The sequence below is a fragment of the Dactylosporangium aurantiacum genome (assembly GCF_000716715.1).
Taxonomy (GTDB): domain Bacteria; phylum Actinomycetota; class Actinomycetes; order Mycobacteriales; family Micromonosporaceae; genus Dactylosporangium; species Dactylosporangium aurantiacum.
On record NZ_JNYJ01000041.1, the window covers coordinates 1 to 19,255 of the forward strand.

The 19,255-nt window shown below is 72.7% G+C and carries 17 protein-coding genes; 8 read left to right on the forward strand and 9 right to left on the reverse strand.

The window, feature by feature from the left end:
- Positions 1-870: 870 nt before the first annotated feature.
- A complete protein-coding gene (locus tag OP18_RS36940; protein WP_052387902.1) occupies positions 871-1,857 on the forward strand; it encodes a LacI family DNA-binding transcriptional regulator in 987 nt (328 codons plus the stop codon).
- A gap of 34 nt (positions 1,858-1,891) precedes the next feature.
- Here the strand turns inward: OP18_RS36940 and OP18_RS36945 are convergent, their stop codons facing one another.
- The gene (locus OP18_RS36945) at positions 1,892-2,998 is read right to left on the reverse strand and encodes a type III PLP-dependent enzyme (protein ID WP_052387886.1); all 1,107 of its coding nucleotides are present in this window, start codon (positions 2,996-2,998) and stop codon (positions 1,892-1,894) included.
- Between the two features lie 125 nt (positions 2,999-3,123).
- Between OP18_RS36945 and OP18_RS36950 the strand changes: the two genes are divergently transcribed.
- Positions 3,124-3,672 carry a hypothetical protein gene (locus OP18_RS36950; RefSeq protein WP_033363819.1) on the forward strand — a complete coding sequence of 183 codons (549 nt, stop codon included), beginning with the start codon at positions 3,124-3,126 and terminating at the stop codon, positions 3,670-3,672.
- A 3-nt stretch (positions 3,673-3,675) separates the two neighbouring features.
- On the opposite strand, the gene OP18_RS36955 is transcribed toward OP18_RS36950, so the two are convergent.
- From OP18_RS36955 to OP18_RS36965, 3 genes are all read right to left on the reverse strand, one after another.
- Positions 3,676-4,290 (reverse strand): GNAT family N-acetyltransferase, encoded by a 615-nt coding sequence (locus OP18_RS36955; RefSeq protein ID WP_033363872.1) that lies wholly within the window; start codon positions 4,288-4,290, stop codon positions 3,676-3,678.
- A 47-nt stretch (positions 4,291-4,337) separates the two neighbouring features.
- Positions 4,338-5,867 (reverse strand): APC family permease, encoded by a 1,530-nt coding sequence (locus OP18_RS36960; protein WP_081971425.1) that lies wholly within the window; start codon positions 5,865-5,867, stop codon positions 4,338-4,340.
- Positions 5,868-5,942: 75 nt separating this feature from the next.
- The gene (locus tag OP18_RS36965; RefSeq protein WP_033363874.1) at positions 5,943-6,581 is read right to left on the reverse strand and encodes a GOLPH3/VPS74 family protein; all 639 of its coding nucleotides are present in this window, start codon (positions 6,579-6,581) and stop codon (positions 5,943-5,945) included.
- 156 nt (positions 6,582-6,737) lie between these two features.
- On the opposite strand from OP18_RS36965, the gene OP18_RS36970 reads away from it, so the two are divergent.
- The 4 genes from OP18_RS36970 to OP18_RS36980 all read left to right on the forward strand — a co-directional run bounded on the left by OP18_RS36970 (position 6,738) and on the right by OP18_RS36980 (position 8,978).
- Complete coding sequence (locus tag OP18_RS36970; RefSeq protein WP_033363820.1) at positions 6,738-7,607, forward strand: helix-turn-helix domain-containing protein; 870 nt, start codon at positions 6,738-6,740, stop codon at positions 7,605-7,607.
- Between the two features lie 49 nt (positions 7,608-7,656).
- Positions 7,657-7,869: a DUF397 domain-containing protein gene (locus OP18_RS55910; protein WP_245635650.1), complete on the forward strand. Its 213-nt coding sequence runs from the start codon at positions 7,657-7,659 to the stop codon at positions 7,867-7,869.
- 182 nt (positions 7,870-8,051) lie between these two features.
- Positions 8,052-8,456 (forward strand): sigma factor, encoded by a 405-nt coding sequence (locus OP18_RS36975; RefSeq protein WP_052387887.1) that lies wholly within the window; start codon positions 8,052-8,054, stop codon positions 8,454-8,456.
- 216 nt (positions 8,457-8,672) lie between these two features.
- Positions 8,673-8,978: a hypothetical protein gene (locus OP18_RS36980; RefSeq protein ID WP_033363821.1), complete on the forward strand. Its 306-nt coding sequence runs from the start codon at positions 8,673-8,675 to the stop codon at positions 8,976-8,978.
- A 290-nt stretch (positions 8,979-9,268) separates the two neighbouring features.
- On the opposite strand, the gene OP18_RS36985 is transcribed toward OP18_RS36980, so the two are convergent.
- Both OP18_RS36985 and OP18_RS61155 read right to left on the reverse strand, forming a co-directional pair.
- A complete protein-coding gene (locus tag OP18_RS36985; protein WP_156090062.1) occupies positions 9,269-10,270 on the reverse strand; it encodes a LacI family DNA-binding transcriptional regulator in 1,002 nt (333 codons plus the stop codon).
- Positions 10,179-10,775, reverse strand: coding sequence for a VOC family protein (locus OP18_RS61155; RefSeq protein WP_245635651.1), 597 nt, complete (start codon positions 10,773-10,775; stop codon positions 10,179-10,181). The genes OP18_RS36985 and OP18_RS61155 overlap by 92 nt, the downstream gene beginning before the upstream one ends.
- 84 nt (positions 10,776-10,859) lie before the next feature.
- On the opposite strand from OP18_RS61155, the gene ligA reads away from it, so the two are divergent.
- Positions 10,860-12,998, forward strand: coding sequence for an NAD-dependent DNA ligase LigA (gene ligA, locus OP18_RS36995; RefSeq protein ID WP_245635652.1), 2,139 nt, complete (start codon positions 10,860-10,862; stop codon positions 12,996-12,998).
- Positions 12,999-14,366: 1,368 nt separating this feature from the next.
- Positions 14,367-15,275, forward strand: a complete 909-nt coding sequence (locus tag OP18_RS37000; RefSeq protein WP_033363877.1) for a class I SAM-dependent methyltransferase — start codon at positions 14,367-14,369, stop codon at positions 15,273-15,275.
- Positions 15,276-15,468: 193 nt separating this feature from the next.
- On the opposite strand, the gene OP18_RS51570 is transcribed toward OP18_RS37000, so the two are convergent.
- Genes OP18_RS51570 through OP18_RS37015 form a run of 3 tightly spaced genes read right to left on the reverse strand, consistent with a single transcriptional unit; the run spans position 15,469 to position 19,047 of the window.
- Positions 15,469-16,653 (reverse strand): pyridoxal-dependent decarboxylase, encoded by a 1,185-nt coding sequence (locus tag OP18_RS51570; protein WP_052387889.1) that lies wholly within the window; start codon positions 16,651-16,653, stop codon positions 15,469-15,471.
- The gene (locus tag OP18_RS37010) at positions 16,650-17,594 is read right to left on the reverse strand and encodes a hypothetical protein (RefSeq protein ID WP_156090063.1); all 945 of its coding nucleotides are present in this window, start codon (positions 17,592-17,594) and stop codon (positions 16,650-16,652) included. The genes OP18_RS51570 and OP18_RS37010 overlap by 4 nt, the downstream gene beginning before the upstream one ends.
- Positions 17,587-19,047, reverse strand: coding sequence for an APC family permease (locus OP18_RS37015; protein ID WP_052387890.1), 1,461 nt, complete (start codon positions 19,045-19,047; stop codon positions 17,587-17,589). The genes OP18_RS37010 and OP18_RS37015 overlap by 8 nt, the downstream gene beginning before the upstream one ends.
- Between the last annotated feature and the right edge of the window lie 208 nt (positions 19,048-19,255).

Sequence of the window (19,255 nt, forward strand, 5' to 3'; positions counted from 1 at the left end):
CGACTTGGTGTTCGCGGTACGCCAGCCACTCTCCGCGCCGACCTGCGCGAAGCCCATCGTGATCTTGCCGTCGTCCTTCTTACCGCTACCGGCGTCCTCGCTCTCGCCGCCGCAGGCGCTGAGCGCGCCGACCACCAACAGACCGCCGAGCACGGCCGCCGACCACTTCTTCAGCACTACGCCTTCTCCTCACGGGGTGTCTGTGCCACTACGAGTGAACGTTCACATTCAAGGGCGGACCACCCTACCGCCGGGGTGTATGGCGATAGGGGTACCTCGCTTCGGCCTGGGTTACATTGGCCGTCGCGGTTGTATGTCGAGAGTGTTAGCGTTCTCATCCCCGACGTCAAGTCCGTGACGTCGATTCGTGACCGGAGGTGCTCGTTGGCCCACCCCGCGCGCTCCGGGCGGGACCGCGGAGCCTCCGCCCGCGCCGCCGCTACCGCTGCCGCTCCCACCGATCGTGTCGCCATTCCTACGGAACGTAGCGCCTCCGCGACCACCGGCGGCGCCGCTTCCCGCGACAGCGACGCCCTGGATCCCGGCCGCGACCTGGGCGGACGGCGGACACCGCGGGCAGTCGCCGGCGGTGGGGCGTCGCGGCCGGTCCCCGATGGTGGGATGCCGCGGCCGGTCGCCGGCGGTGGGGCGCCACGGCCGGTCGCCGATGGTCGGGCGCCGCGGCCGGTCGCCGGTGGTGGGGGGCCACGGCCGCGCCAGGCCGGCGGGACGCCGGAGGAGCGGGCCGGGATGCCCGGGCCTGCCCTGCCCGGGCCGACGGGACCGGACCGCAACCGGCGGGGGCCGGTCGCGCACGCCGGTGGGGGCGCGCCCGACGCGGTAGCGGTGCCGCCGCCGCGCAAGGTCGGGATGCGCGACGTGGCCCGCCTCGCCGGGGTGTCCCACCAGACGGTGTCGCGGGTGCTCAACGACCTGCCCAACGTCAGCGACGGCACGCGCAGCCGGGTGCTGGACGCGGTGCGGATCCTCAACTACCGTCGCAACCTGGCCGCGCGGACCCTGGTCACGAGCCGGTCCCGCACGATCGGCCTGATCGGCTTCGAGACCACCCTGGCCGGTCCGGCCTCGATGATCTACGGCATCGAGAAGGCCGCCCGGGAGGCCGGGTACTACGTCAGCATCGCCACCGTGCGGTCGCTGGACCGCCACGCCGTGCTCGACGCCGTGGAGCAGCTGTGCGCGCAGGCGGTCGAGGGCATCATCGCCATCGCGCCGAAGAACTCCGTCGCCGACGCGCTCGCCCAGGCGCCGCCGGGCACCCCGGCCGTCGGGGTCGGCGGGGCCGACGAGGGCGCCGTGCCGATGCTGCGGGTCGACAACGTGCGCGGCGCCTGCCTGGCCACCCGGCACCTGCTCGACCTCGGGCACCGCACCGTGCACCACGTGCCGGGCCCGGCCGACTGGCCCGAGGGCCGCGACCGCATCGACGGCTGGCGGCAGACCCTGCACGCGGCGGGCGCCCCGGTGCCCCCGGTCACCGCCGGCGACTGGTCCGCCCGCTCCGGCTACCAGCGCGGCCAGCTCCTCGCCGCCGACCCCGCGGTCACCGCCGTCTTCTGCGGCAACGACCACATCGCCCTGGGCGTGCTGCGCGCGTTCCACGAGGCGGGCCGGTCGGTGCCCGAGGACGCCAGCATCGTCGGCTTCGACGACATGCCCGAATCCGGCTACTTCCTGCCCCCGCTGACCACCGTCCACCAGGACTTCGCCGAGCTCGGCCGGCGCAGCGTCGACCTGCTCGTCGCCCGCCTCGACGGCGCGCCGGCCCCCACCGCTCCCGTCCACCTCACCCCGTCCCTGGTGGTCCGCGCCAGCGCCGCCCGCAGCAGCGCCTGACCGGGGCGATCCCGAACGGCTTCGGCGGCCCCGGCTACCGGAACCGTCCGGGATCACGGGTGCACCGGACGTGCGGCGGGTCGAAGCCGTTGAACGAGGAGGCGTAGACGCTGGTGTACGAGCCGGCGCTGCCGATGTACACCTCGTCGCCGGCGCGCAGGCCGGCGGACAGTTCGACGTCGAACATGATGGTGTCCTGGCTGTCGCAGGTCGGGCCGGTGAGGTGGCAGCGCTCGCGGGTCGCGGCGCGGCGCGAGTCGGTCACCGGGAAGCGCAGCTCGTTGCCGGTCTCCAGGCACTCCATGAGGCCGTTGAACGCGCCGACGTCGAGGTGCACCCAGCGCCGGCCGTGCCGCACGGCGGTGCCGATGACGGTGGCGCGCAGCGTGCCGGCGGCCGCGACCACGGCCCGGCCCGGTTCGATCACCACCGGGACCGGGTACGGCAGCGCGGCCAGACCAGTTTCGATCGCCGCCGCGTATTCCGACAAAGGCGGCACCGCGCGGCCGTACCGGGCGGGGAACCCGCCGCCGACGTCGACCATGTCGAGCAGCACCTGCTCGGCGGCGAGCTTCTCCATCACCTGCCCGACGGCGCGCAGCGGTGCCCGCCACGCCTGCGGCAGCAGCATCTGCGAGCCGACGTGGAAGGCGACGCCGAACGGGCGCAGGCCGCGGTCGCGGGCGGCGAGCAGCAGCGCGGTGGCGGCGGCCGGGTCGACGCCGAACTTGCCCTCGCTGGGCACGCCGCTGCGGATCTGGTGCGCGGCGAGGCGCACGTAGACGGCCGCGCCCGGGGCCGCCGCGGCGAGCTTGTCCAGCTCCTCCTCGGAGTCGAAGGCGAAGCGCCACAGGCCGCTCGCGTGCGCGTGCTCGATGTGGGCCAGGGGCTTCACCGGGTTGCTGAACAGCGTCTCGGCGGGGTCGACACCGACCCCGGTGAGCAGGTCCAGCTCGGCGGCGGAGGCGATCTCGAAGCGGCAGCCGAGCCCGTGCAGCTCGGCCAGGATCTCGGGGTGGGGGTTGCACTTCATGGCGTAGTGCACCGTCATCCCCGGCAGGCCCGCGACGAGTGCATGATACTCCGCCGCGACCCGATCGAGGTCGATGAGCAGCTCCGGTGTTGGGCGGCTGTGGTCCACCCGGCCTCCCGTCCACTTGATTCTCCGTGGTCAGGATATTGCGGATCGTGACATCTGTACTACCGTCAATGAACCATCTATCGAAATACACTGATCAAAGCCGACGCGGATCGGAAGTGTTGGACATGAACGTCAAGACCGTCGACCAGGTGCAGGCCGAACTCCGCGAAGCGGCCTGGACGCTCTACTCCGAGGCGTTCGAGGAGCTCAACGCCCTGGCGGTGCAGCGGCACCTCATGCACCGCCACGAGTTCGACGACGTGATGGGCGACCCGCGCGTCCAGAAGTACCTCTGCCTGGACGACGACGACACGCTGCGCGGACTGGCCGTCTACACCAACGACCTGGACTCCATGCCGCTGATCTCGCCCCAGTACTTCCAGCGGCGCTGGCCGCAGCACTACGCCGAACGGCGCATCTGGTACTGCGGCTTCGTCGCCGTCCAGCGCGACGGGCGGGCCGCCACCGCGTTCGGTGAGCTCGTCACCGCCATGTACCTCGCGGCGGCCAGCCAGAACGGCCTCATCGCGCTGGACTTCTGCCGGCGCACCGACGAGGTCCGGCACATGTCCCGGGTGGTGCGGCTGATGCTGCACCGGCTCTCCGGCGACGTGCGCACGCACCGCCTCGACGAGCAGCAGTACTGGCTGTACGAGTTCCCGACCGCCGCCTGAGGATCAGGTGCAGGGCGGGCGCCACATCGGCCAGAGCGGCGGGCCGTCCGGCAGCGTGATCGGCGGGCGGCTCTGGTAGCCGTGGCGCAGGTACAGCTCACGGTTGCGGGGGTCGTTGGCCTCCAGGTACGCCGGGACGCCGGCCCGGTCCAGCCGGCTGTGGTGACGGGCGAGCATCGCGCTGCCGATGCCGAGGTTCTGCCGCTCCGGACGCACCGCCAGGAACGCCAGGTAGTGGTGCGGCACGATCGGGTGTTCCTCCTCCAGCAGCGCGTCGAGCTGGCACGCCCGGTCGAACGCCGGGCCCGACGCCTCCTTGAGCCGCCGGTCGTAGTCGACCGGCGGCGGGAGCGCCCGGGTCAGCGGGAACCACAGCGCGACCCCGGACAGCCGGCCGTCGATCGGGTCGACGGTGGCGTACACCTCGCCGAAGCGCACCGCGTGCTCGGCGAAGATGGCGAAGTACTCGGGGGCGTAGGCGCGGCGGTCGTCGGGGTCGGGCGCCATCCACCGGGCGACCGCGCCGTCGCACATCGCGGCGGTGAGGACCTCGGTGAGCTCGTCGGTGTCGACCGGTTCGATGTCGCGGACGACGACGTCCTGTATGGCGTGCGTCATGACCATCTCTCTCTCGGTGTCCACAGTGGAGGAACGGGGGTGCGCGGTCAGGAGTGGTGCGCGACGTCCGAGGTGCGGGGCAGCGAGTGCGACACCGGCAGGCCGACGCCCTCCGGGATGACCCGCTGCTCGGCGCCGCGGCCGATCCCGGCGTAGAGCTCCGGCCGCGCGGCGCGCATGACGAGCGCCCACAGGACGCCCACGAAGGCGAACACGGCGTACGCCACCGAGAACACCCAGTTGAAGACGGAGTCCGACGCGACCTGCAGCAGGTCGCCCAGCCCGATGACCGTCGCCGCGAGCACCACGCTGAGCAGCAGGAACGCCAGCAGCGGGGCGATCTGTGCGCGCCACAGGTTCTCCCGCCGGCGGTGCCGGACGAAGAAGGCGATGACCGCCGCGGACGCGCCCCACATCAGCATCAGCACGCCGAGGCCGCCGACGGTCGTGCCCCAGGCGAACAGGTGGATGAGCGCGTCGGCGCCCGTCACCTGGTACACGATGAGGACGGCCAACGCGAGCAGGCTCTGGGTGATGGAGCCCAGCAGCGGCGCGCCGGTGCGCGGGTGCGCGACACCCCACAGCCTCGGCAGCACCCGCTCCCGGCCGAGGGCGAACTGGTAGCGGGCCACGGCCGCGTGGAACGCCAGGGCGGCGGCGAACACGCTGGTCAGGAACAGCACGTAGCCGACGTTGATGAGCGCCTCGGGCACGTGCGGCTTGACCAGCGCGAACACCAGGTCGGTCTCCTCGTCCTTCGCCGCCTGCACGATGTTGGCGGGCCCGGTGTTCACCGACATCGCCCACGCCGACACACCGCAGAGCAGCCCGGGCAGCAGGACCGCCCAGTGGGTGGCCCGGCCGATGGTGCGCTTGGGGTCCTTCGCCTCCTCCGACAGCACCACGGTCGCCTCGAACCCGACGAAGCCGGCGATCGCGAGGACCAGCATCGCGGCGACCTCGGGGGTCAGCAGTTGCGCCGGGGCCAGCGACTCGGTGCTGACCCGGCCGCCGGCCGGGTGCGCGACCATGATCGCGTCGTAGATGAGCACGATGGTGATCTCGGCGGTCAGCAGCACGGCGAGGACCTTGCCGCTGAGGTCGACCCACAGCACGCCGAGCACGGCCACGAGGAACCAGCCGACGAGCGCGCAGACGAACCAGCTCGCCTTGACCCCGCTGGCCTCGAGGATGCCGGAGGCGACGACGCCGAGCAGGCCGAACAGGCCGATCTGCATCGCGGCGTACGCCGGCAGCGCGATGAACGCCGCCGCCACGCCGGTGACGCGGCCCAGCCCGTGGCTGATGTAGGAGTAGAAGGCGCCGGAGTTGACGATGTGCCGGCTCATCGCCACGAACCCGACGGTGAACACCGACAGGATCAGCGCGGCGACGAAGTACACCAGCGGCACCGCGGTGTTGCCCACCACGGCGTAGATGGTGGAGATGGCGCCCAGGATGACGGTCAGCGGCGCCGCGCCGGCGACGCCGAAGAACACCACGGACGGCACCCCCAGCCGGTTGCTGGCCAGTCCCCGGGTGACGATGTCCGGCCCGATCGCGGTGCTCCGCGCCATGTTCGGTCTCCTCACGCGGTCAGTCGTGCTGGTGCGCAACGCGCCGCGGTGATAGTGGTGGCGGCCCACCGAATGTCACCGACGACCCACGGCGAGCGCAGAGCCCACCGCGGCCTCGGTGTACTGCACGAGCTGCACGAGGTCGTCCGGCAGGGACGCCATGATCGCCGGCAGCTGGCGCATGCACTCGCGCTGCTCCTGCACGCCGGCGAACACGTGCCTGGTCAGCCCGGTGGCCACGACGAGCGCGATGAGCGCCCGGTCGTTGAGGCCCATCGAGCGCCGGTGCGCGAGCGCCTCCGACAGCCGGATCGACTCCCAGGCCGCGGTGTTGCGCTGCTCGGCGCTCAGCGGCAGGTACAGCGTCTGCGCGCTGAGCAGCTTGCGCCGGGTCACCGGCTCGACCACGCCGGCGCGCAGCAGCCGCTCGCCGACCTGGTCGGTGGCGTCGGCGGCGAGGTACGCCAGCCAGGTGCGGATCTCGCGGTGCTGCGGCTGCGCGATCAGCAGGTCGAGCACCGAGTGGGCGAGCGAGTCGCCAGGCGGCTCCTGGCTGACGACATACAGGTCGCCGGTCATGGCGCGCAGCCGCCCGTACACCATCAGCTCGCCCAGCAGCGCTGAGGCGAGGCCGAGGCCGGCGGCTCTTGGATGCAGCCGGGAACGGCCGGTTCGATCGTCGTGGGCAATCAGGTAATAGCTGTTGGCAAGCATCGCGACCACGCTCCCTCGAGTCTGCCCCGAGCACGTCAGCGAAATGGACCAGCATGCGCATGTGCTGGCTTCGATGTCCCCGAGCATCATGTACCAGACACGGCGCGTAGTGCAACGAGTACTAGACTCGGGGTATGCGCATCACGCAAATTGCATATGATCACTACCGTGGACATTGACGCCGGAAAGGACGAGGGCCCGACGCTTCGCCGCCGTCGACTGGCTGCGGAACTGAAGAAAAGTCGCGAAGAGGCCGGATTCACGCAGGAATCCGTGTCGCGGCACTTCGAATGGCACTCGGCCAAGGTCACCAGAATCGAGAACGCGCGCGTGCCGGTGACCGCCCGGGACGTGAACGACCTGCTGACCCTGTACGGGGTCCGCGACCCGGACTACCGCGAGGCGCTGCTGGCGCTGGCCCGCCAGGGCAAGCAGCGCACGTGGTGGACCGACTACCGCGACGTCATGCGGCCGGGCAACTTCGTCGGCATGGAGGCGGACGCGTCGATCACCCGCGTCTGGGAGCCGATCGTGCTGCCGGGGCTGCTGCAGTCCGAGGCGTACATGCGGGCGTTGATCGGCACCGGCCGCCGGCACGACCCGAAGGAGTCGATCGAGCGGCGGGTCGCGCTGCGCAAGATGCGGCAGGCCCGCCTGACCGCGAAGGTCCCGCTGCAGCTGGTGGCCCTGATCGACGAGTCGGTGATCCACCGCGTGGTCGGTGGCCCGTCAGTGATGCAGGAGCAGCGCCGCAAGCTCATCGAGGTCGCCGCACTGCCGAACGTGTCGATGCGGATCGTGCCGTACGGCGCCGGCGAGCACCCGTTCATGGGCGGCTCGGTCGCGTTGCTCGAGTTTCCCGACGTCGCCCACTTGGATGTCATATACCTGGAGGGTCTTGCCGGGGACTACTACGAGGAGCAGCCTGCTGAGGTCAAGCGCTACCGCGACGAGTTCGAACGGCTGAGGAGCAGGGCTCTCAGCGAGACCTCGACGATCGCCTTGATCGAACGCCTGCTCGACTGAACTCCCGCGTCCGCCACGGCTCGCCCGAAGCTGAAAGGAGGTGTGCGTTTTGTCCGCTCAATTCGCCGGTGTCAGCTGGCACAAAAGCAGCCGCAGCAACGGCAACGGCGGCAACAACTGCGTGGAAGTCGCAGTCGTTGCCTCCGCTGTCGGTGTCCGCGACAGCAAGAATCCGGACGGACCGGTGCTACGGTTCGATCCGGCGGCCTGGCAGTCGTTCGTATCCGACGCCAAGCTCGGCAATTTCGACGTGACCAGCTGAATGCTTTTCCCGGTTGCCTCAAATCCCGAACACCATTGATCCGCGCACGGGCTGATGCAGGAATGCATCAGCCCTCCGCGAAGATACTGGTCGATGCTATTACCGGCCGTCCGGACACGCCACCGTCGGCTTTCGCAGTATCTGTAACACGGCCGCGCCGTCATTGATCGCCGCGAGCTGCGGTGCGCCCGGAGCGGGAACGTGACTTCAGCGAGTACGTGCGGGCCCGGATACCGCGGCTGCACCGGGTCGCGTACCAGGTGCTCGGCGACCGGGACCGCGCCGACGACGCGGTGCAGAGCACGCCGACGGTGCTGTACCAGCGCTGGAACCGGATGCACGACGTGGAGAACCTCGACGCGAACGTCCACACGATGCTCGTGCGGTCCTGCCTGAGCGACCGGCGCCGGTGGTGGTCGAAGGTGCAGCTGTGGGAGACGACCCCGGACGTGCCGGTCGCCGCCGGTGACCCGCTCGTCGGGCAGCGGATGCTGCTGCGGGCGGCGCTGCGGCGGCTGCCGGAGGGGCAGCGCACGGTGCTGGACCCACATCGGCGAAGACAACCCGTTCGGCATCCTGACCGATGAGGCCGTGCCGGACAGTCGGGTGCGGGTCGAGGACGTCATCGCCGGTGGGCGGGCACGGGTGCGGCGGCGGCGCGGGACCCCCGTGGACCACCGCCGACGGCGCCGTCGTCACGCTGCGCAAGCCGGCGGGAGCGCTGCGGGTGTCGGCGTACGGCGTCAACACGGCCGGCGATGTCGTCGGCGAGGCGTCGATGCCGGGCAGGACGTTTCCGCGCGGTGCTGTGGCGGCACACCGCCCTCGACGCGCCGGTGCTGCTGCCGACCCCGGCCGGCAGGTCGTCGGCGGCCCACGGCATCACCGACGACGGGCGCGTCGTGGGCGACCTGGACCAGGGGGCGGTCCCGTACCGGCTCAGCGACGCCGGCCTGTGGCGCGGCGGTGCGGTGACCCCGCTGCCGGCGCCGGCCGGGTACGACCACGTATCGGTCACCTCGATCAGCGCCGACGGCCGGGTGGTCGCCGGGACCGCGACGAAGGCGACCGGGGGGTCGGTCGAGCCGTTCCGGTGGGACTGCCGCTGAGGATCCACGTCGCGGGGTGCCCCTGGGCGTCGCGGATCGCCCGGTGGTCGCGGCCTCGGCCGTGCGGGCCGCGGATGCGGGCCGTGCGGCGGTCGCGGGTCTGTCGCGGCCGTCAGGCCGCGTCGCGGCCGTCCGCGGCCGCGGGCTTGTCGCGGCCGTCAGGTCGCGGCTGGGTGACTATCGGCGGACCTGGCAGGGAGGGCCGCCAAGGCCCGACCGGTGGCTGACGGGAGCTGCGGACCGCGCCCACGACGGACCGGAGCCATGCCCTTGCTCCTGCTCGTGGCTTCTCAGCGCTTGGGGGCGGCGGTGCTGCGGCGCAGGACCAGGGTCGGCGCCACATACGGGTCGGGCTCGGGGCGGTCGGGGCCTTCCGGGAGGTCGGCCTCGATGGCGCGCAGCAGGGCGGCGATGCAGCGGCGGCCGACCTCGTCGAAGTCCTGGCGGATCGTGGTCAGCGGCGGCGACAGGAACTCGGCCTCGGGGATGTCGTCGAACCCGACGATGCTGACGTCGTCGGGGACGCGGATGCCGTGCTCGTGGAAGGCGCGCATCATGCCCAGCGCCATCTGGTCGTTGCCGGCGAAGACGGCGGTGACGTCGTCGCGGCGGGCCAGCTCCAGGCCTGCCTGGTAGCCGGAGCGGGCGGACCAGTCGCCGGTCATGAGCGGCGGGGCGGGCAGGCCGGCGTCCTCCAGGGTGCTGCGCCAGCCCTCGATGCGCCCGTGCGTCTCCAACCAGTCGCGCGGCCCGGACAGGTGCCAGACCTTGCGGTGGCCGAGGCCGAGCAGGTGCTGCACGGCGAGGCGGGCGCCGGTGACCTGGTCGACGGAGATCGCGGGGATCTCGCCGCCGACGTTGGACTCCACGGCGACGGCGGCCACGCCGAGCGGGAGGCTGTGCAGGGCGGCGGCGGCCGCGGTCTGCGGGGCGATGACGACGACCCCGGCGACGGACTGGTCGGCGAGCGCCTCCAGGGCGGCGACCATGCCGCTGTGGTCGACCTGCTCGAGGGTTACGATGCTGACCCCGTACCCCGCGGCGCGGGCGGCGCGTTCGATGCCCAGCAGCGTGGAGGCGGGCCCGTAGAGAATCGTGTCGAAACTGACCACGCCGATCACGCGGGAGCGCCGGCCGGCGAGGCCGCGGGCCATCGCGTTGGGGCGGTAGTTGAGCTGCCGGACCGCTTCGAGGACCCGCTCACGCGTGGCGGGGCTGACGCTGGGGTGCTGGTTGAGCACCCGCGACACGGTCTGATGGGAGACGCCGGCGAGTCGCGCGACATCGTTCATGACCGCAGCCCGGCCCTGGCTCGTTGGACGCATCGCCCTCCCCCCACGCTGATGTTAGCGCTGCCACGATATGCCGTCTCAGGCGGTACGCCGTGTCCCGCGGGCGGGAATGACCGTTCGGATGATGCCGGGCTCGTTCGGACGCGGTGCATGTTTCGGGAACTGGCCTCCATTCGACGCAGAACTCGTTGCCCTCAGGGTCTGCCATGACCGTCAGCTCGTCCCCGGCGTGCAGGACCGTGGCGCCGAGCGCCTCCAGCCGGGCGACCTCGTCGGCGACGGTGCCGGGCGCCCGGAGGTCGAAGTGCATGCGGTTCTTCGCGGTCTTGCCCTCCGGGACGCGGGCGAACCACATGTTGGGCCCGCCCCAGCCCGGCGCCTCCACGAACGCCTTGTCCGATGTGGACTCCTCGTCGACGTCGGTGCCGAGCGCCGCGGCCCAGAACCGGGCGAGCACGAGCGCGTCGGCGCTGTCGAACGTCACGGACTTGATGTAAGCGGCCATCGCGGCAGGCTACTGCGGGGCCCGGAATTTTGTCGTACCCCCTGACTAGGCTGCGGACAGTCATCGTCGCAGGGAGCTCATGCTGTGGAGGCCGTCGTGCAGGAAGCTGGTGCGGGTCTGGTCGTCGACGCCGCCAGGGCGGAGCCGTTCGCCAGTGTCGAGGACTACCGGGCCGCGGTCGGCCGGGTCCGCGAGGCGGCCGCCGCCTATTACAGCGGCCCCGACCTCGCTATGGACGACGCGGTCTATGACGCGTTGCTGGCCCGGGTCGCGGCGACCGAGGCGGCGCGGCCGGACTGGAAGGCCGACGAATCCCCCACCGAGGTCGTCGGCGCCGGCGGCGGGGTCGTCGGCGACGTGGTGCACAGCGCGCCGATGCTGAGCCTGGACAACGTGTTCGACGAGGACACGCTGCGCAGGTGGGCGGTGCGGCTGGAGCGGATCCTGGGCCGGCCCGCCGGCGGGTTCACCGTCGAGCCGAAGATCGACGGGCTGGCGGTCGCCGCCCGTTATGTCGACGGCCGCCTGGTGCAGGTCGCGACCCGCGGCGACGGCCGCGCCGGTGAGGACGTCACCGGGCAGGCGCGGCGGGCGGCGGGGTTGCCGGAGCGGCTCGCCGAGCCGGTGACCCTCGAGGTGCGCGGCGAGGTGTTCATGACCGACGCCGACTTCGAGCGGGCCAACGCGATGCGCACTGGCGCCGGCGAGCCGGCGTTCGCGCACCCGCGCAGCGCGGCCGCCGGCACCCTGCGGGCGCAGGACCGCACATATGACGCGCCGCTGTCGTTCTTCGCCTATTCGGTGCACCGTGCGGAGCCGCCCACGGTCGCGCACTCCGATGCGATGGCGGAGCTGGAGCGGCTCGGCGTCGCCACCACCGGCGGATCGGTCGCCGGCACGCCGGTCTGCGCGACCGTCGAGGAGGTCCTCGCCGCGGTGCAGGTGCTCAGCGCGAGCCGCGGCACGCTCGGGTTCGGCATCGACGGCGCGGTCATCAAGGCCGACCAGCCCGCCGACCGGGACGCCGCGGGCTCGTCGAGCCGGGCGCCGCGGTGGGGCGTGGCGTACAAGTTCCCGGCGGACACCCGCATGACCCGGCTGCTGGGGATCGAGGTGCAGATCGGCCGGACCGGCGTCATCACGCCCGTCGCGGTCCTGGAGCCGGTGCAGATCGACGGTGTCACGGTCACGTCGGCCACCCTGCACAACTTCGACGACCTGGTCCGGCGCAACGTGCGCCCCGGCGACGTGGTGTTCGTGCGCCGGGCCGGCGACGTCATCCCCGAGGTCACCGGCGCGAAGCTCGACGAGCGGCCGGCGGACTCGGTGCCGTTCGAGCCGCCGGTCCGCTGCCCCCGCTGCGACGGCGAGATCGACCGCACCCAGAAGCGGTGGCGGTGCACCCGCGGCCGGGCCTGCGGCGCGCACGAGTCCCTTGCGTATTACGCGGCCCGCCACTCGATGGACATCGAGGGCCTCGGCGGCAAGATCATCGACCTGGTCGTCGCGGCGGGTCTCGTCACCGACCCCGCCGACCTGTACGACCTGGACGTGCCGACCGTCGCCGGTCTCGACCGGATGGGCGAGGTGTCGGCGACGAAGCTGGTCGCGGGCATCCAGGCGTCGAAGGGGCAGCCACTCGCCCGGGTCCTGACCGGCCTCGGCGTGCGCATGACGGGCCGGTCCATGTCCCGTCGCCTGGCCCGCCACTTCGGCACCATGCAGGCGCTGCTGGACGCGTCGGTGGAGGACCTGCAGCAGGTCGAGGGCGTCGGGCCGGAGCGGGCCGTGACCATCGCCGCCGAGCTGGTCGAGCTGGCCCCGGTCATCGCGAAGCTCGCCGCCCGCGGCGTCAACATGTCCGAGCCCGACCTGCCCCCGCCGGCCGTCGCCGGCGCGCCGGCCGCCGCCGACGGTTCCGCCACGGCGGTGCCGCTGCCGCTGCGCCGCCCCGACGGCACCCCGATGACGGTCGTGGTCACGGGTTCGGTGCCGGGCCTGACCCGCGACGAGGGCAACGAGGCCGTCGAACGGCTCGGCGGCAAGTCCTCCGGCTCCGTGTCCAAGCGCACCGACCTGGTCGTCGTCGGCGACGGCGCCGGCTCGAAGGCCGACAAGGCCGAGCAGCTCGGCGTGCGCATCCTGCCGGCGGAGCGGTTCGCGACCCTGTTGGCGGCGTTCCAGGCCGGGGACGAGGCGGGCGTCGCGGAGGCGCTGGCCTGAGGCGGGGGCGGTCGCGGGAGGAATGGCCTGTCGGGCGACGGTTTGCGGTTGGAACGGGCGGGCGCGGGTGGGCCAGGCGGGCCGGGCCAGGCGGGCCGGGCCAGGCGGGCCGGGTCGGGGGTCGATAACCAGGGCGTCGACGGTCAGGGTGCGCCGGGCGGGGGTGTCTGGCGTGGTTCGGGGCAGCTGGCGGTCAGTGACTCGGCGACGGTCGGCGGGTAGCGGTCAGGGTTGACGACCGTCTGCATCAGCGTGGTAGCGGCGGTCGCTGCTGCACGTCTGGCTGAGGTGGCGCGCCGCCCCGCAGCAGGGAGCCTGCCACCGATGAAGCGGCTCGGGCCCTCGTCGCGCTCAGGCACCTGACGCTGCCGCACGGCGACACGTCTGGCGTAGTCGCAGCAAGCCGGCGATCAGCAAGCAGGCGAAGGTCGGCGGCTAACGGTCGGGGTTTGACGACCGTCTGCATCAGCCTGGTGGCGACTGTCGCTGCTGCGCGTCTGGCTGAGATGGCACGCCGCCCCGCAGCAGGAAACCTGCCACCAGCGAGCGGCCCGGGCCCTCGTCGCGCTCAGGCACCTGACGCTGCGGCACGGCGACACGTCTGGCGTAGTCGCAGCAAGCCGGCGATCAGCGACTCGGCGACGATCGGCGGGTAGCGGTCGGGGTTGACGACCGTCTGCGTCAGTGTGGTAGCGGCGGTCGCTGCTGCGCGTCTGGCTGAGACGGCACGCCGCCCCGCAGCACGGAACCTGCCAACAGCGAGCGGCCCGGACACTCGTCGCGCTCAGGCACCTGACGCTGCCGCACGGCGACACGTCTGGCGTAGTCGCACGTCTGCATCAGCGTGGTAGCGGCGGTCGCTGCTGCACGTCTGGCTGAGGTGGCGCGCCGCCCCGCAGCAGGGAACCTGCCACCAGCGAGCGGCCCGGACCCCCGTCGCGCTCAGGCACCTGACGATCAGCAAGCAGGCGAAGGTCAGCTTGTAGCGGACGGCGACTTTGACGCCCGTCTGCATCAGCGTGGCGGCGACGGTCGCTGCGCGTCTGACTGAGATGGCATGCCGCCCTGCAGGGGACCTGCTGGCAGTCAGTGACTCGGCGACGGCCCGACCGGTAGCGGTCAGCGTGTGAGGACCGTCTGAGTCAGCGTGGTCGCGGTAGTCGATGCTGCGGGTCTGCCTGCGGTGGCACGCCCCCACTGTTCAGACCTGCCGCCAGTGAGCGAGGTGGGCCGTCGTCCTGGCACCAGATGGGTATGACTGTCAGGGGTCGACGGTGGGGCTGGGCATGATGGGGGCGGGAGCGCTGGTGATCGGCATTGGTGGAGAGGGGCCCGGTGGTGGGTGGGTTTGACGAGCGGGAGCGGGCCATGTGGGCGGGGCGGGCGGAGGCGTACCTGGGCAGTTTCGCGGGGTTGTGTGCACATCCGGCGGGGACGTTGCTGGACGCGGCCGGGGTTGGGGTGGGTTGCCGGGTGCTCGATGTGGGGACGGGGCCGGGGACAGTGGCGGCGCTCGCTCGGGAGCGGGGGGCTGTGGTTGTGGCGGTGGATGCCGAGGCGAGCATGGTCGAGGCGGCGCGGCGGCGGGTGCGTGGGGTGCGGGTGGCGGAGGCGAGGTTGCCGGAGCTGCCGTTCGAGGGCGGGGCGTTCGACGTGGCGGTGGCGAACTTCGTGGTCAACCACGTCGGTGACCCGGCGGCGGCGGTCCGGGAGCTGCGGCGGGTGGTGCGGCCGGGCGGGCGGGTCGCGGTCACGATCTGGCCGCAGCCGGCGCCGCCGTTGCAGCGGATGTGGGGAGAGGTACTCGAGGCCACGGGGCTGGCGCCGGTGGCCACCGCTGCGCACGGGCAGACGCCGGCGGCAGGAGAAGCGCCGGTGACCGTCGGCACGCGGCTGGACACGCGCGGCGAAGCCGGGGTGCGGGGGCACGGCCCGACCGGCACGCCACCGGTTGGGGGGCGGGTGCGGGTCAGTGCGGAGCGGGACTTCGCACGGACGGCTGAAGGGCTGGCGGGGTTGCTGGCGGGAGCGGGGCTGACCGGCGTGCGGTGCGAGACGGTGGCGTGGACGCATCGGGTCGGGGTGGACGAGTGGTGGACCGGGCCGGCGAACGGGCTCGGGGCGCTCGGGATGGTGCTGGACGGGCAGCCGGTGGCGGTCGTGGAGCGGGTGCGGCGGGCGTACGACCAGGTCAGCGCGGCCTACCTCGGGGCGGACGGGCGGTTGGCGCTGCCGACGGCGGCACTGCTGGCGTCGGGGACGGTGACCGGACCGTGACCTCGGTCGTGGGACACGCCAGTGGAGAAGGGTGCCGGCGAGGGTCGGGCCTTGTTAGGTTCGGGGAACACGGGGATTGATGGTCGGCGTGGCGGCAGGTGCATCCCGTAGGGACCACCGCCTCCGCAGCACGGCAGCCGCCGCGCCGGTCACGGTCCATGCACCAATCGAACCGAGCGAACCGAGCGAACCGTCAGCAGGCGATCGTCTTCGGCACGGACACGGCGCCGGTCAGGGCGTGGGCGAGGTCCGCGACGAACCGGTCGACCAGTTCGCGCGTCTTGCCCGGCATGCAGACCACGTGGGCGTTGCCGCGCTCGTCCGTGGCGAGGGGCCACCGTTCCAGGAGAGGCTGCGGCGGGCGGGGGAACACCACGGTGAACGCGTGCTCCTGCGCGCGCCAGGCCGGCCAGCCGATCCCCCGCAGCTGCCGCTCCGTGTACCCGGCCAGCTCCCGGGCGGCGGCGGCGCGGCCGCGTAGGCCCGGGCGGCCCCAGTACCGCAGCAGATACCACAGCCACAGTGGGGCGTGGCCGGAGCGGGAGCCGGTGATGGTGCTGTCCGGGGCGGCCGTGTAGGTGATGCTGCCGCGGCCGGTGTGCCGGTCGGCCAGGGCGACGACGATGCCGCACGGGAACGGGGTGGCGAGGAACTTGTGACCGCTGACGGCGAAGGAGTGCACGCCGTCGGCGAAGGTGAACCCGGGGCGGCTCAGCGGGTCGCACAGCGCGAGGGGGATGCCGGCGAGGGCGGCGTCGGCGTGGATCCAGCGGTGGCCGGGGTCGACGCCGGCGAGGTTGAGGGCCTCGTCGACGAGGGCGGCGTCGTCGACGGCCTCGGTCATGGTCGTACCGATGGTGGCGACCACGATCGCGCCGGTGCCGTACCGGCGGCGACGGTGCTCGGCGACGGCGGCGCGCAGCAGGTCGTAGCGGATCTCGCCGCGGTCGTCGGCGGGGATGAGGTGCAGGGGCATGCCGAGCAGCTCGGCGTTCTTGGCGACGCTGTAGTGCGCGGCGGTGGAGGCGAACACGGCCGCGCCGGGCAGGTGCCGGCGGGCCTGCCACAGCGCCCACAGGTTGCTCTCGGTGCTGCCGGTGGTGACGTACCCGTGCCGGTTGTCCAGCGGCGCGTCGACGAGGTCCGCGACGAACTGGACGACCTCGTGCTCGACGACCTTGGTGTGCAGCCGGTACGAGCCGCCCGCGGCGTACGGGTGGCCGACGTTGTTGAGCAGCACCCGCTCGAAGCGGGACACGGCGGTCATGTCGGGCAGGTCGGTGGCGCCCGGGAAGCCGAGGTCGTACTCGGCGTGCCGGGCGAGGTCGGCGTACAGCTGGTCGAGCCGGCCGAGGATGGAGGGGTCCTCGGTGCTCACCGCGGCTGCGACCCGATGTCGATGATGCGGCCGAGCTCGCTCATCCAGCGCCAGACGTGGTATGTCGGGTCGTTCGGCTCGATCTCGGCGAGGGACGGGTTCCAGCGCCACTGCATGCTCGGCACGCCGTAGTGGGCGTTGGTGTCGTCGACGGAGCTCTCCACGGCCAGGCCGTTGAACTGCTTGCGGCCGCCGCGGTCCAGCAGCAGCCGGGTGCCGTCGATGAGGCGGGCGAAGCAGCGGCCGGGCAGGTCGAACTCGTTGGCGGCGTGCCGTTGCGCCTCGGCCCAGGTGCCGTACGGGGTGTCCAGGGTGCACACGCCGACGCCGGCGAAGACCGCGGTGGCGGACATGGGGTCGCACTTGTTGGCCATCGTGGTGCGCGGGTCGAAGCGGGGATCGCCCTGGTACCCCTCGTGCGCGTGCCGGGCCATGCCGTACAGCAGCATCGGCAGGTCGTTGGCCTCGTCGTCGGCGAGGAAGATCCGGGTCGCGGTGCGCAGCTGCTGCAGCACCGGCACGCCGCGCTCCAGGTAGAACAGGGCGATGCCGTGCGGGCTGAGCGGGTCGCGCCGGCGGCGTTCCCACGCGTGGCGGGTGTGCAGCACCGAGAAGCGGCGCAGCCGCGACACGACCTCGCCGCGGAAGGCGGCGGTGATGTCGGCCGCCGGGTCGCCGTTCGGCCCGCGGGGCGCCTCCACCGGCACCGCGTGCAGGTGCCGGCTCTCGGGTTCGTCCGGTGTGGCGGCGGCGGTACGACGGTGCGACGCCGACCGCGGCACCCCCGCCCCGGCGCCGGACGGCATGCCCTGCGGGGGGACGGAAGGCGGGTACTCGTACGACGAGGCGGCCGGCGGTGGCAGGGGCGCCGAGGACGGGTACTCGAACGGCGGGCCGGCGGGCGCGGGCGGCGGCGTCACCGTCTGGTTCGGCTCAAACATCGAGGTCCTTCAGCCGGCGGTCCAGCACCCGCAGCGGGTCCGGTCTCCCCCGCCCGACCTCGGCCAGCACCGGCGCGCGCCGGGAGCGCAGCGCCAGCGCCCACACGGCCCCGGCCAGGACGGTGATCAGCACGGCGGCCGGGATGACCGCCTGCAGCACCGGGTCGCCGGCGATGCCCAGCAGCGAGGACAGGTTGGCGACGGTGACGAGCAGGACGCCGGTGCCGGCGATGACGCCCAGCGACGGCAGGACCGTGCTGACGAGCAGGCCTTCGCTGGTACCGCCGCCGCGCCGGTAGTACCGGATGCTGCCGGCGGAGATGAGCACCAGCATCAGCAGGATGCCGATGGCGCCGGCCGCGGACAGCCAGGTGAACAGTACGGTGATCGGGTCCGCGCCGAGCGCCACGAACAGGCCGACGACGAGCAGCGCGGTCGCGCTCTGCAGGATCGACCCGCCGGTCGGTGCGCCCTCGGCCTGGCCGCCGGCGCCGGTACGGGCCAGCCATGCGGGCAGGACGCCTTCGCGGGCCATGCCGAACGCGTACCGGGCGAGCACGTTGTGGAACGAGAGCATGGCCACGAAGACGCTGGTGATGAGCAGCATGGTGGCGAGCAGGCTCAGGCCGCTGCCGTACCAGTCGTCGAGGACCGTGAACGGCAGGCCGGCGTCGGGGTCGGCGGCGACGGCGGCGATGCGGTCGGCGCCGACGGTCGCGGCGAGCGCCCACGCCGACAGCCCGTAGAACAGCGGCATGAAGATCAGGGCGGCGGTGGTGGCGCGGGTGATGCTGCGGCTGGTGCGGACCTCCTCGCTGTACGCGGGGGCGGTGTCGAAGCCGATGAACGCGGCGATGCCGAGGGCGAGCGCGCCACCGATGCCGGGCGCCCACAGCCCGTTCGGGCTGATCGGCGCGGTGGTGATCGCGCCGCCGGCGGGGTGGGAGAACGCGGCGAGGTCGAACAGGGCGATGACGACCAGCTCGACGCACAGCACGGAGCCGACGACGAACGCGGACAGCGACACGTGCAGCAGGCCGCAGATCGCGACCGCGAGCCAGAGCACGCCGGCCCACACGATCCAGTTGCCGCCGAGGAGGCCGGCGAGGGTGGCGCCGACCAGGCCGTACAGGCTCATCTGGATGCACGAGTAGAACACCAGGGCGAGGGCGCCGCCGATGATGCCGGCGGTCGGGCCGAAGCCGTGGGCGAGCAGCGCGTACGCGGGGGCGGCGTGCGGGACGTTGCGGGCCATCGACACGTAGCCGACGGCGAGCAGCGCCAGCGCGATGCCGAGCAGGGGGAAGGTCAGGGGCGTGGCCACCATGCCGGTCGTGGCGTAGGTGGCGACGATACCGCCGGCCAGGACCGCCATCGGGGAGCTGGCGCCGATCTGGAAGAGCCAGACGCCGCCGCCGGACATCTGCCGGCGGGTGAGCCCGTACCCGGTCACCGAGCGCCGGCCGGCGAGGTGCGCGGGGACGGTGCTGCGGTCGTGAGCGCAGGGGAAGGACGCATCGCGGCGCGTACTCCGATTCTGAAGTTGGCCGGTCCGTGAGGACCGCACTGCCGTGCGTGGTCAATATCGCAGCGCAGTGTATAAGCGAAGTCACTCAATGCAGGACCCCGGAAACCTCCACCGGACATCCCGGATTGTTCGG